Origin of the sequence: Candidatus Palauibacter sp. (assembly GCF_965261555.1) — a bacterium.
In the GTDB taxonomy this organism is placed as follows: domain Bacteria; phylum Gemmatimonadota; class Gemmatimonadetes; order Palauibacterales; family Palauibacteraceae; genus Palauibacter.
On the sequence record NZ_OZ253465.1, the window covers coordinates 3190842 to 3202983 of the forward strand.

The 12142-nt window shown below is 71.1% G+C and carries 10 protein-coding genes; 9 read left to right on the top strand and 1 reads right to left on the bottom strand.

Annotated features, from left to right (window positions below; genetic code table 11):
* Positions 1-7: 7 nt before the first annotated feature.
* From ACQY5G_RS13930 to ACQY5G_RS13970, 9 genes are read left to right on the top strand one after another with little or no spacing between them, the layout of a single operon-like run.
* Positions 8-1420: a DUF3536 domain-containing protein gene (locus ACQY5G_RS13930; protein WP_428274927.1), complete on the top strand. Its 1413-nt coding sequence runs from the start codon at positions 8-10 to the stop codon at positions 1418-1420.
* Positions 1417-3408 carry an alpha-amylase/4-alpha-glucanotransferase domain-containing protein gene (locus ACQY5G_RS13935; protein WP_428274929.1) on the top strand — a complete coding sequence of 664 codons (1992 nt, stop codon included), beginning with the start codon at positions 1417-1419 and terminating at the stop codon, positions 3406-3408. Before ACQY5G_RS13930 ends, ACQY5G_RS13935 begins: the two co-directional genes overlap by 4 nt.
* Positions 3405-4790: a hypothetical protein gene (locus ACQY5G_RS13940; RefSeq protein WP_428274931.1), complete on the top strand. Its 1386-nt coding sequence runs from the start codon at positions 3405-3407 to the stop codon at positions 4788-4790. Before ACQY5G_RS13935 ends, ACQY5G_RS13940 begins: the two co-directional genes overlap by 4 nt.
* A gap of 2 nt (positions 4791-4792) precedes the next feature.
* Positions 4793-5290, top strand: a complete 498-nt coding sequence (locus ACQY5G_RS13945; RefSeq protein ID WP_428274933.1) for a DinB family protein — start codon at positions 4793-4795, stop codon at positions 5288-5290.
* A gap of 39 nt (positions 5291-5329) precedes the next feature.
* A complete protein-coding gene (locus ACQY5G_RS13950) occupies positions 5330-6235 on the top strand; it encodes a hypothetical protein (RefSeq protein ID WP_428274935.1) in 906 nt (301 codons plus the stop codon).
* Entirely contained in the window at positions 6232-6924 is a 693-nt protein-coding gene (locus tag ACQY5G_RS13955; protein ID WP_428274937.1) for a DUF4129 domain-containing protein, read from the top strand. The genes ACQY5G_RS13950 and ACQY5G_RS13955 overlap by 4 nt, the downstream gene beginning before the upstream one ends.
* A complete protein-coding gene (locus ACQY5G_RS13960; protein WP_428274939.1) occupies positions 6882-8135 on the top strand; it encodes a DUF4350 domain-containing protein in 1254 nt (417 codons plus the stop codon). The genes ACQY5G_RS13955 and ACQY5G_RS13960 overlap by 43 nt, the downstream gene beginning before the upstream one ends.
* On the top strand, positions 8132-9079 hold the full coding sequence (locus tag ACQY5G_RS13965; protein WP_428274941.1) for an AAA family ATPase: 948 nt from the start codon (positions 8132-8134) through the stop codon (positions 9077-9079). Before ACQY5G_RS13960 ends, ACQY5G_RS13965 begins: the two co-directional genes overlap by 4 nt.
* A gap of 32 nt (positions 9080-9111) precedes the next feature.
* Positions 9112-10398 carry a DUF58 domain-containing protein gene (locus ACQY5G_RS13970; RefSeq protein ID WP_428274943.1) on the top strand — a complete coding sequence of 429 codons (1287 nt, stop codon included), beginning with the start codon at positions 9112-9114 and terminating at the stop codon, positions 10396-10398.
* On the opposite strand, the gene ACQY5G_RS13975 is transcribed toward ACQY5G_RS13970, so the two are convergent.
* Complete coding sequence (locus tag ACQY5G_RS13975) at positions 10376-12136, bottom strand: stage II sporulation protein M (RefSeq protein ID WP_428274945.1); 1761 nt, start codon at positions 12134-12136, stop codon at positions 10376-10378. The two genes, ACQY5G_RS13970 and ACQY5G_RS13975, sit on opposite strands and share 23 nt — an antisense overlap.
* Positions 12137-12142 lie beyond the last annotated feature (6 nt).

Consider the following 12142-nt stretch of genomic DNA (forward strand, 5'->3'; position numbering starts at 1 on the left):
CTCGGCCGTGGGTCGCGCCACGGTTGTCCTCCACGGCCATTTCTACCAGCCGCCGCGGGAGGACCCGTGGACGGACCGGGTCCGTCGCGAGCCGAGCGCGGCCCCGTTCGAGAACTGGAACGAACGAATCGCGTCGGAATGCTACGAACCTCTGGCGCGGGCGGGGGCGTTCGACTGGCTGAGCTTCGACCTCGGCCCGACGCTTGCGCGCTGGCTCGAGGGGGAGCGCCCCGACATCCACGAGCGCTTCGTCGGCGGGGACCGGGCGAGCCGCGATCGGCTGGGGCACGGCAACGCGGTCGCGCAGCCTTACCACCACATCATCCTCCCGCTCGCCTCCCGACGCGAGAAGGAGACGGAGGTGCGCTGGGGTCTGCGGGACTTCGAGCGGCGTTTCGGACGCTGCGCCGAGGGCATGTGGCTTCCGGAGACGGCCGTCGACGTGGCCACGCTCGAAGTGCTGGAGGCGGAGGGCGTGGCCTTCACGATCCTGGCCCCGCACCAGGTCGCGGACGCCCCGGACGGAGGCATCGGGCGGGTCCGCCTCGGTGGGGGCCGGGAGATCGCGGTCTTCATCTACGACGGCGAGCTCTCGCACGGCGTGGCGTTCGGGGCGCTGCTCGACGGCCGTGACGCGTGGTTCGAGGCGGTGCGGTCGGCCGCGGGCCGCGGGGCTCCCCTCGTGGCGCTGGCGACGGATGGCGAGACGTTCGGACACCACCACGGGGGCGCCAACCGCGCGCTCATGCAGGTGATCTCCCGAGTCCGCCGGAGCGGAGACGTGAAGATCGGGAACTTCGCCTCGGCGCTCGCGGCCGCCGGCGACGTGCCGTTCGTGACTCTGGAGGAGCCCACCTCCTGGAGCTGCGCACATGGCGTGGAGCGCTGGCGCTCGGCGTGCGGGTGCCGGATGGCGCCTCACCTGGATTCACAGCAGCACTGGCGGAGGCCGCTCCGCGAGGCGTTCGAGGCGCTCGCCGCCGGCCTGGACGAGGCTTTCGGGATCCTCGCGCCGAGCCGGTTGTCGGAGCCCCGGCGGACGCTGGCCGCCCTGGGAGGCGCCCTCGGCGACCCCTCGGGGCTTGAGGGTCTTGCGGCCCGGGTCGCCCGCGAAGATAGCCGGGACGACGTGCTGTCCCTCCTCGAACTCGCCCGCGACCGGGCGGCGATGTTCACCTCGTGCGCCTGGTTCTTTGACGATGTGGCGGGGATCGAGGCCACGCAGGTGCTCGGCTACGCCGCGCACGCCATCGACCGCCTGCGTCGGCTCGCGCCGGAGCGCGCGGAGGCATTGGAGGCCGCCTTCATCGCGGACCTCGCGAAGGCGCCGGCCAACGACGCCGATCTCGGGAGCGCCGCGGTCGCGTACGAGCGCGCGTTCAGCTCGGGCGCCGGCGTCCAAATCCCGGCGGACGCGTGAGCCGAGGCGCGCTTCGTTTTTCGTTCGCGATTCACCTCCACCAGCCGGTGGGGAACTTCGACCATGTGTTCGAGGACCACCTGACAGGGGTTTACCGACCCCTCCTCGATGCGCTCCACGCACACGGCACATACCCGATCTCGCTTCACGTCTCGGGTCCCCTCCTCGACTGGATCGAGCGCCACGCACCCGACTTCCTCGACGATCTCGGGGCACGGGCCGCGCACGGCCACATCGAGTTCCTCGCCTCCGGACGCTACGAGCCCATCCTCGCGGCGCTCCCGGATGCGGACCGAGTGGAGCAGGTCGAATGGATGCGGACGGATCTCCGCAGCCGGTTCGGCGTCGAGGCTACCGGCCTCTGGCTCACGGAACGCGTATGGGAACCCGATCTCGCCGCCGATCTGGCGCGCGCGGGCATCGAACACACGCTCCTCGATGACCGTCACTTCCTCGCCTGCGGACTGGAGCGCGAGGAGCTGGACGGCGTCTTCACGACGGAGAGCGGCGGGAAGCGGATCCGCCTCCTTCCGATCGACGAACGGCTTCGGTACCTGATCCCGTTCCGGCCCGCGAACGAGATCGTGGAGTTCTTCGGCGACGAGCGTCGGGCAGGTCGCGGTCAACTCGTGCTCGGCGACGACGGCGAGAAGTTCGGCGGCTGGCCGGACACTCGCGAGTGGGTGCACGGCGGCTGGCTGGACGCGTTCCTCGCTGCGCTGAACGCGGGACGCGAGCGGGGTGATCTGGAGTTGGTCACGACCCGCGAGGCGGCCTCCGGACCGAGCCGCGGTCTCGTCTATCCCGCGACGGGCGCATACCGCGAGATGGAGGAATGGACCCTCCCCCGCCCCGCCGCGCGGCGCCTTGCGCGGCTTGTCGTCACGGCACCCGACCGAGAGGGTGACGATCCGCTGATCCGCGGCGGACACTGGAAGGGTTTCCTGCGCCGATACCCCGAGTCGAACCGCATGCACAAGACGGCGCTCCGGCTCTCCGCGACATGCCGGGACCGCGGCGACCCCGCCGCGGCCCGCCGCGCCATCGCGCGGGCGCAGTGCAACGACGCGTATTGGCACGGGGTGTTCGGCGGGGTCTACCTTCCACACCTGCGCCGGGCGATCTGGCGCGAACTCGCCGCGGCCGAGGAGCGGCTGCGCGAGGGGGAAGGCATCGCGTTCGAGATTCTCGACTTCGATCTGGACGGCCATGACGAGATCTGGATCCATTCGGCCCGAAGTTCCGTCGTGATCAGCCCCGCACGCGGGGGCGCGACAGAGATTCTCACGGTCTTCGGGGACGGCGCGAACTACGTTGACGTCCTCTCCCGCCGCCTCGAGGCCTACTATCGGGATCCCTCGGAATCCGGCGCAACGCACGAGCGGGACGGAGGGGTGACGCCTGGGGCGAGAACCCGGACCGATGGCATCGCCTCGGTCCACGAGCGGGAACCCGAAGCCCCGGACGCACCCGCTCCGGACGGCGTCCCTCTGGCCTTGCTGCAGGAGATCGCCCTCGAACCGTCCGACGGCCCGGGACTGCAGGAACGGTCCATCATCGCGGATTGGCGGCCGCACCCGTTTCGGCTCGCCCGCGTACCGGATCTGGAGCCCGGCTCCGCGTCCGGCCGGATCCGTCTCCACCTCGAGTCCGAACCGGGTCTTCCCCGCATCGAGAAGACGCTCGACGTTCACGGCGATGGGAGGATCGAAGCGACGCTGGACTGGAGTGCGGCCGACATTCCCGCGGACAGCCGGATCGTCACCCGGCTGCCGCTTGCGCACCCCATGAGGATCGAGGCCGGGGCGTCCGGGGGCGCACCGCGGGAGTCGCGCACGCGGATCGTCACGCTGGCAAGGTCCGAACGGGGCTTCGAGGAGATCGACCAGGGGGCACTCGTCGAACTCGCGTGGCCGGCGGAGGTCCGGCGGGCGCATGTCAGCCTGGCGCCCGACGTCGGCGCCGGTGGGGCCGGAGGTCCGGAATGAACCGGGGGCGACGTGGCGATCCGCGGCGGTTCATCCTCCTGGCCGTCGTGTCCGCCGCCTGCGGAGAAGCCGATACGGTCGCGCCGGCCGAGACGGGACCGGCGTCCATCGTCGTCCTCGCGGGCGCGGATCAGCGCGGAGTTCCCGCGCGCGCGCCGGCCGAAGCCATCACCGTCCGGGTTCTCGACGCCGAGGGACGTCCGGTCGGCGGCAGCACCGTCTCCTTCCAGCCGGATCCCGGCCACGGAAGCGCGGACCCGGCTTCGACCGTCGCGGACGCCGGCGGCGAGGCGGCGACGACGTGGACTCTCGGGGCCACTCCGGGGCCCCAGCGCCTCGCCGTTTCGGCCGGTCGGGCCGGCGCCACGGTTCGCGCCGAGGCGATCGATCTCGATGCCGAACTCGATGCGCTGTTCGCTCCCCCCTCGGCGGCGGAGATCGAAGCCGTGCGAGTCGACTGGGCACAACGTGACATTTCGGCGGCCGAGGTCTCGGTCGAACTGACCGAGGAGATGGCGTTCGGCGAGTCGACCGCCACGCTGCGGATCGTCTCCCACATCGTGGCGGGCGCCCGCCACTTCGGCGCCATCATCGTGCCGGACGGCGCGGCCCCCGAGACGCTGCCGCTGCTGATGTACTCCCACGGCGGCGACGGCGGCGTATCGATCGACGACCTCGAGATCGTGGTGCTGGCCCTCGGGGAGCTGAGCCGTCGCTTCGTCTACGTGATCCCCTCGTTCCGCAGCGAGCCGCTCCGATACGAGGGCCGGAGATGGGTGTCGGAGGGTCCCTCGGGTCACTGGGACTACGACGTCGACGACGCGCTGGCGCTCGCGAACGTCGCGTTCGAGACGACGCCGGAAGCCCGGCCGGACGCCATCCACATTATCGGCGGCAGTCGGGGGGCCGGCGTCGCACTGCTCGCGGGGGCGCGGGACGAGCGCGTGGAACGCATCGTGGCGTTCTTCGGGCCGACGGACTTCTTCGACGACTGGATCAGGGTCATCGCCTGGAAGACCGCGCTCGACGGCCCCTGGGAGCTGCCCGGGCTCATCCACCTCGACTCCACCATCGTGCAGCCGCTGGTCCGGGGCACGCTCTCCTCCTCCGAGGCGCGTCTCGAACTCGTACGCCGGTCCGCCGTCCTCTTCGCCACCGACCTTCCCGCCGTCCAGGTGCATCACGGCACCTCGGACTTCGTCGTGCCCGTGAGCCAGGCGGAGTCGCTGATGCGAACGATGGCGGCTCTCGGCCGCACGCCTCCCGACTTCGAGGCGTTCATCTACGAGGGAGGCGGGCACGATTTCCTCGCCCTGCCCGGAGCCATCCCCCGGGCGGTCGAGTTCATGTCCGAGGCACTGCAGCCGAAAGGAAACCCGTAAGGATGAGAACCCGGATCGCCCACACCATCGAGATCTTCGAGGCCGCACGTAAACCTCTGTTCACCGTGCTCGACGGGATCTCGCGAGAGGATCTCGACTGGCAGCCCGCGGAGGGGATGCGCGGGATCGGGAAGATCTGCCGCCACATGTACCGCGTGGACGTCTGGTTCCTGAAACAACTCGGCATCGCGCCCGTGATCGAAGGAGATGCGCCGGGTCCGGCAGAGGAGATCGCGGCGCGCATGAAAACGATTCAGGATCAGATCGTGTCCGAGGTGGACGCGTGCGAGAGCGACGCGGATCTCGTCGCCGAGCGTACGTCCCCGGATGGAGCGATGACCCTCAGGCTGGGGGCGACCGTCATCCATATCGCCCAGCATTATCTCTACCACCTGGCGCAGATCACGTACCTGCGCCGCATCCGCGACCGGGCGTGGTCCGCGCCGCTGGACGAGTGGGAGACCGCCACTCACATCATCGAGGACCGGATTCTGGAGTAACCGGGACCCGATCCACCGACCCCGAACGGGGAGGCCGGGATGTCCGTCATACCACAGAGACCCCTTGGGTTCGGCGAGATACTGGACGGCGCCATCCAGTTCTACCGACGCGACTTCGGGCTCTACTTCCTCATCGCCCTCGTGGGCGCCCTCCCGGGGTACGCCATGCTGCTGGCCCTCGGGACACCCGGTACGGGCCTCGACCCCTCGGGCGCGCCGGCGGTCGGCGAACTCGGATTCGACATGGCGATCCTGTTCCCGGCGGCGGCCCTCTCGTGGGTGGGGACGCTCGCGGTCGCCGTCGCCATGGCCGCCCGTCTGGAGGGGCGTCCGGCTTCGCTGGAGAGCGCGTACCGCGGAGCGCTCCGCCCCTTCCCGAGCGCGGCCGGCGGGCACCTGCTCGCCCTGCTGATCGCGGTCATCGCGGGTCTGGTCATCATGGTCCCGGTCATGGTCGCGGGTGCCGCCGCGATCGCGACCCTCGACAGTTTCATCGCAGGGATGACCGTCTTCGGGCTCACGGGCCTCCTGGCCGCGCTCGTCGTACTGGCGATCTGGTTCCGTACCTCGTTCGCGGTCTTTCCGGCCGTGCTCCTGGAGCGGCGAACCGCCGCGGAGGCCGTGCGCCGCTCGCTCAAGCTCGGAAAGGGGGCCTGGCTACGGATCCTCGGGGTCATGCTCGTCGCCTCCATCATCCGCGACGGTCCCTCCTTCGGCATCTTCGCGCTCTTCGGAGGGTTCGAGATGTTCACGTCGCCCACGACGGCGGGCACGCTGAGTCCCGGTCTTCAGGCGGTACAGAGCACCCTGGACCTGCTGATCGGATCGTTCACCAAACCTTTCCTCGTGGCGACGGTGTTCCTCCTCTACCATGATCGGCGGGTGCGTCTGGAAGCCGCTGATCTCGAGACGGCCGCGGCGGCGATGGCAACGGGCGAAGCGTGACTCGACTCGCCGATCGCGCGGCTTTCTCCGCAGGGCAGGAGCCGTCGCCCGCCGCCGAACCCCTTCCTTCGCCGGACGAGATGTCCGATGCGCTGCGGGAGATCCTCGCCGGACCGGAGTTCGTCTCCGCTCCCCTTCCGGCGCGACGGCGGATCTTCGAATGGATCGCGAACACGCTCTCCGACGCGTGGGATTGGCTGCGGCGATTCCTGTTCGAAGAGGGAGGCGGGCTCATGGAGGTGATGGCCGTCCTCGTGGTCCTGGCCGCGCTCGTCGCGCTGGGGGCGGTGGCCCTGCGTCACGGGCCGCAGTGGGTGCACAGGGTGCGGGGGACGGAGGACGAGGGACCGGAGGACGACGGCGCGCCCGTCTCGGCGCGCGACTGGCTGGGCCTTGCCCGGACGCGCGCGGGCGAGGGGGAGTTTCGACCCGCGGCGACCGCGCTGTATCAGGGTTTCCTCCTCACTCTCGACAGGAGCGGCACGGTGGCGTTCCACCCGTCGAAGACGCCCGGCGACTACGCCCTCGAGATGGAAACCGGCGCCGGCCGCAACTTCATCCGTCGTTTTCAGGGACTTTCCTTCGGTCAGGAGGCGCCCACCCCCGCCGGCTACGCGGCCCTGGAGGATCTCGCGCAGGACGCGGGGTGTCCGACACCCGCAGCCAGCGACGAGGCCGATTCATCGTGAGCGGGGTCGGCAGGTTCAGGACGTTCGCGTGGGTCGGCGCGATCGCGCTGGGGGCGGGACTCGCTGCGTACCTCGCCCGCCCCGCGGGACGCACGGCGCTCGACGTGAAGCGGAGTTCCTTCCGGACGACGCCGGACGGCGTGGCCGCGTTCGCCCGGGGGCTCGAACGATTCGGCCGCCCGACCGCGGCCCGTTTCACACCGCTGGCCGATGCCGATCCGGTCCCGGGGGCGCTCGTGCTGCTCTCGCCCGACGTCGTCCCGAGCCCGGTGGAGGTACACGCCGTCCTGGAGCGGGTGCGCCGCGGCGGCACGCTCGTGTACGCGCCGCGATTGTTCCCGGCGATCTCCAGCGCGCTGAGGATCACGCCGCTGATGGACTCTCTGGGCATCGCGTTCCGCGTGCCCCGGCCGGGCGACCTGGAAGATCCGGAGTGGGCCACCCACTCGTTGACCGACGGCCTGCCGGAGCCGGCGGCTCCGCGCCGCGCGCTCCGCCGCCTGACGTCCCGTGAACTCGGCGAACGGTCCGTTTCTCCCGTACAATCGCTGCTCACGGTGGGGAGAGATCGGGACCGGAGATGGACGGGCGCCGGCCTCATGCCCTTCGGGGAGGGGCACATCATCGTCCTCAGCGATGCCGAGCCGCTCTCGAACGGCCGCATCGCCGACGATCCCCTGGCATTCGTCGTCATGCGGGCCGTACTCACGCACACGACCCCCGCCGACACGATCTTCTTCGCCGAGTTCCACCAGGGCATCCGTGGCTACGAGAACACGGCGCGGCGCTGGGCGGGCTTCGCCTTCGGCACGGCCCGGGGGCGGACCCTTCTGCAACTCCTCCTCGCCGCGTTTCTCGCGCTCGCGTGCGCGGGGCTGCGCTTCGGCGCGCCGACGACGGCCGCGGCGCCGCAGGACCTCGAACGAAAGTCTCCGCTCGAACACGTCTCCGCCCTCGGCGACCTGTACGAGAAGGCGCGAGCCCGGCGGACCGCCGCCCTCCTCCTCCTGGCGCGGCTGGCCCGGAGCGCGCGGCGCCCTCCACCGAGGGACGTTGCCGAGGCCCGGGCTCTGATCCGCGAACTGGAGGCCCGGCGGGGAGAGCAGCCCGCTCTGGCCCGGATCCAACGCGGCTTGCGCGCCGATCCGGTGGACCTGACGATGGTCGCCGCCGGAATCGACGACCACCTCGGACGAAGGGCGGAGTCATGACGACGCACGACGCGGCGCTGCGTCTGCTGGGCGACATCGAGAAGGTGATCCTCGGCCAGGAGATCGTCCTCCGACAGCTTATGATCACCCTGCTCGCCCGTGGCCACGCGCTGCTCGAGGGCGTGCCCGGGACGGCCAAGACGCTCTCCATCCGCGCCCTCGCCCGCGGGCTGGGGCTCGACTTCGGCCGCGTCCAGTTCACACCCGATCTCATGCCCACGGATCTCGTCGGCGTGAGCGTGCTGGACGAGACCCAGCGGAACTTCCGCTACCGGCCCGGTCCCGTGTTCACCGACCTCCTCCTGGCCGATGAGATCAACCGCGCGCCGCCCAAGACCCAGGCGGCGCTGCTGGAGGCGATGGAGGAGCGCCAGGTCACCGTCGACGGCGCCACGCGGGCCCTGCCCGCGCCGTTCACGGTCTTCGCGACCCAGAATCCGGTCGAGTACGAGGGGACCTATCCGCTCCCCGAGGCGCAGGTCGACCGCTTCCTGATGAAGATCGTGATCGACTATCCGCCGGAGGAGGCGGAGCGGGCGATTCTCGACCGCCACGAGGGGGGGTTCCGGGCGGACGACGAGACGACGTATCCGATGGGCGAACCGCTGACGCGCGAGGCGCTCCTCGCGGCGCGGGACGCGGTGGACGGCGTTCACATGGACGAGAGGGTCCGGCGCTACGTGACCGGGATCGTGCGGGCCACCCGGAACGACCAGGCGTTCGCGCTGGGGGCGAGTCCCCGCGCGGGCGTGGCCCTCTTCCAGGCCGCGCGGGCGGAGGCGTTCCTGCACGGCCGGGACTTCGTCACGCCGGACGACGTGAAGTCGCTTTCGTTCCCCGTGCTTCGGCACCGCGTCGTATTGACCGCCGAGGCGGAGGTCGAAGGACGGTCTTCGGACGACGAACTGCGGGCGCTCCTCGAGACGCTGGAGGCGCCCCGATAGTCCGCATCGCGGTGGTCCCCGGCGGACGGACCTTGTGGCTGCTGGGGCTGACCTCGTTCGTCTTCCTGTTCTCGGCAGCGGGCGCACTGGCGGCGGACGCCGTCATCCTCCTTCTCGCCTGGATCGACGGCCGGCGTGCGAGGCCTCCGTCGGTGTCCCGCATGGTGCCGCGCATCGCCGCGCTCGGGGAAGTCACCGAGGTCGGCCTCGACGTGGTCAACCCGACGAAGCGGCGGCTCTCCGTCCTCCTCACGGACGACCTCGATCCATCCCTCCGTCGCCTCCCCGGACGCGACGGAAACGAAGCGTGGGAAGTGGGCGTGAAGCTGGACATCCCCCCCGCTTCGGTCGTACGCACGCGCTACAGGATGCGGCCGCGCACGCGCGGATTCCTCGGCATGGGGGCGATTCATCTGCGAACGCGTTCGCCGTGGGGATTCGCGTGGCGGCGTTCCACCGTGGACGCGGCGCACACGCTGCAGGTGCAGCCCGGGATCCGAAGTCTTCTGCGGGACCGCAGCGGCCATGCACTCCGGCAAGGCCTCCGCACGGCCGGCTCTCGCCGCAGCCGGCAGTGGGGCGACGGCCGCCAGTTCGAGAGCCTGCGCGACTACGCCGAGGGGGATGACCCCCGCATCGTCGACTGGAAGGCGTCGGCGAGACGCCAGCGCTTCGTCGTCCGCAACTACGAGGCGGAACGCAGCCAGAACGTCGTCCTCGCGATCGACGCGGGCCGCCACATGCGCGAGCGGCTGGGCGACCGGGAACGGGTGGATTTCGCGCTGGCGGCGGGCATGATGCTCGCCAACCGCGCGCAGAGCTTCGGGGACCGCGTCGGAGCCGTGGTGTTCGACGAGGAGATCCGGCAGCTGTCGCCGCCCCGCCGGTCCGATCCGGCCGCGCTCGCCCGGGTCTTCGCCGGCGTGGAGACCCGTCCGGTCGAGCCCAACTACCCGCTTGCGCTCGCGACGCTGAGCCGGACGTTCCGCAAGCGGTCGCTCGTCATCCTCTTCTGCGACGTGATCGATGAGGCCGTCTCGAAGACGCTCGTGACCTCGCTGGCCCGGATCGGGCGGGCACACCTCCCCCTGGCCGTCGCCATCCGCAACCCGGCGCTCGAGGCGGCCGCGACGCAGCCGGCCGCGGATGAGGCCGCGGTCTTTCATCGCGCCGCCGCGGAGGAACTCGTGCAGTCGCGCGCCGCGACGCTTCAGGTCATGCGCCAGTCGGGCATCCTCGTCGTGGACACCCCGCCCGGCGACGCACTCGTGCGCACGCTGGACAAGTACGTCGAGATCAAGGAGCGGGGACTGCTCTGACCTTTCCGCGGAGGGCGTCGTCGGAACCCCGCCCGGCGAAACCGAAGTACGCCGTGAGCAGGAGCGCGGTGGCGCCGCCGAAGGCGAATTTCGCCGTCGCCGGAAGTCCGGACGGCGAATAGAACCCCTCCACGAGACCCGCCACGATCAGCAGGAGCACGGCCCCGCCGACGAGCGAGAGGAAGGCGCGGCCCCGCTCCCTCAACGCTTCGCGACGGGTGCGCCGTCCGGGTACGAGCAGCGCCGAGCCGAGCCCCAGCCCCGCCCCGCCGGCCAGGCAGATGGCGGTGAGTTCCAGCACGCCGTGCGGGAAGACGAAGGCGAGAATCACTCCCAGAACGCCGTTGTTCGCATAGAGTCCGAACGCGGCCCCGAGCATGACGCCGTTGAAGACGAGGATCAGAACCGTGCCGGCGCCGGCGAGCAGCCCGGCCGCGAATGCGACGAAACTCACCTGCACGTTGTTCGTCACGATCGCCGAGGAAAAGGCCGGCCGCTCGGCGCCGTCCACAGCGATGTAGGAAGTGTTGATGTCCCCGCGGGCGGTGTTCTCGGCTCTCGCCAGCATCCCCGCCGGCATGATCGCACGCGCACGCGCCGGACGCTCCCGGACCGCCGCGTACGAGGCCAGCATGGGACCGAAGAGAAGCAGAGCCGCCAGGAGCACCGGCCAGCGATGGCGCCGCACCGCTCGCGGCAGTTCGCGGCCGATCCAGCGGCCGAGGGGGACCGCCGCCCTTCCCTTTGCACGGTACAGGAGGTTGTGCCCGGCCCCCGCCCACCGTTCCACCGCCGCCAGCAGCCCCGGTGAGGCGCCGTACGTTCGCGCCCGCGCCAGATCCGCCGTCACGCCGCGGTACAGGCGCCCGAACGCGCGCACTTCCGCCTCGGTGAACCGGTCGAGCCCACTGGCGCGCCCCTTCTCCACGAGATCCGTGTAGGCGCCCCACGCCTCGCGCCGGTCGCGCGCCATCGCCGCGGCCTGGAGGCTCGGCCCGCCCTGGCGCGCCGCATGTCCTGGAGCCTCGTCCTCGTGCAGGCGCACGAGGTGCGTATCGGGAGCCGCCTCGGGATCCAGACCGCTCGGGACCGCCGCCGGTCGCACGGCATCCCAGACCGAGGCGGCCACGCGGCTCCGGACGTCCGGTTCCAGTTCGGTGCGGCGCGCGACGTAACCCGCCAGCAGCGCGAACTGTTCGACGGAGAGTCGCGGGCGCGCCGCTCGGCCGGCAGTCTGCGGTTCGTCCCCGAACAACTCACCGCCCCCCGTGTCCCGGACGACGATCGTGCCGGCGACCAGGTCTCCGAGGCGCTGCGCCCGGCGGGTGAACAGAATGGACGCGGCCCCGGCCATCCCCGTCGGCGCCGGCTGCAGGTCCACGATCCGGATCAGGTTGCGGAGCACCGATCCCTGGAAGGAGAGCGGTTCCCCGCCGTCGTGCAGCACTCGCAGCCCCACCGCACGCTTCCCGGGCGTGCGTCCGTCCCACACCGCTTCAAAGAAGAGGAAATACCCCCACACGGCGAAAAAGCCGACGATGTAGAGCACGGCCTGCCCGAGCCCGCCCGTATACCGGAAGACGAGCGCCACGAGCAGGATGGCGGCCGCGATGATGGCCAGATCGAGGGCGAGGGCGGCCGCGCGCGATCCCAGATCCGCGAGCTGGTACTCGAGCTTGACGTGCTCCGGCGTCTCCAGCGCGATCCGGCGGTGAAGCCCCGCCCTCGTGTCGGCCATCAGCCA

Coding starts and splice junctions, on each gene's coding strand:
- ACQY5G_RS13940 (WP_428274931.1), top strand. CDS start 3,405: ATGAACCGGGGGCGACGTGGCGATCCGCGGCGGTTCATCCTCCTGGCC.
- ACQY5G_RS13945 (WP_428274933.1), top strand. CDS start 4,793: ATGAGAACCCGGATCGCCCACACCATCGAGATCTTCGAGGCCGCACGT.
- ACQY5G_RS13950 (WP_428274935.1), top strand. CDS start 5,330: ATGTCCGTCATACCACAGAGACCCCTTGGGTTCGGCGAGATACTGGAC.
- ACQY5G_RS13965 (WP_428274941.1), top strand. CDS start 8,132: ATGACGACGCACGACGCGGCGCTGCGTCTGCTGGGCGACATCGAGAAG.
- ACQY5G_RS13975 (WP_428274945.1), bottom strand. CDS start 12,136: ATGGCCGACACGAGGGCGGGGCTTCACCGCCGGATCGCGCTGGAGACG.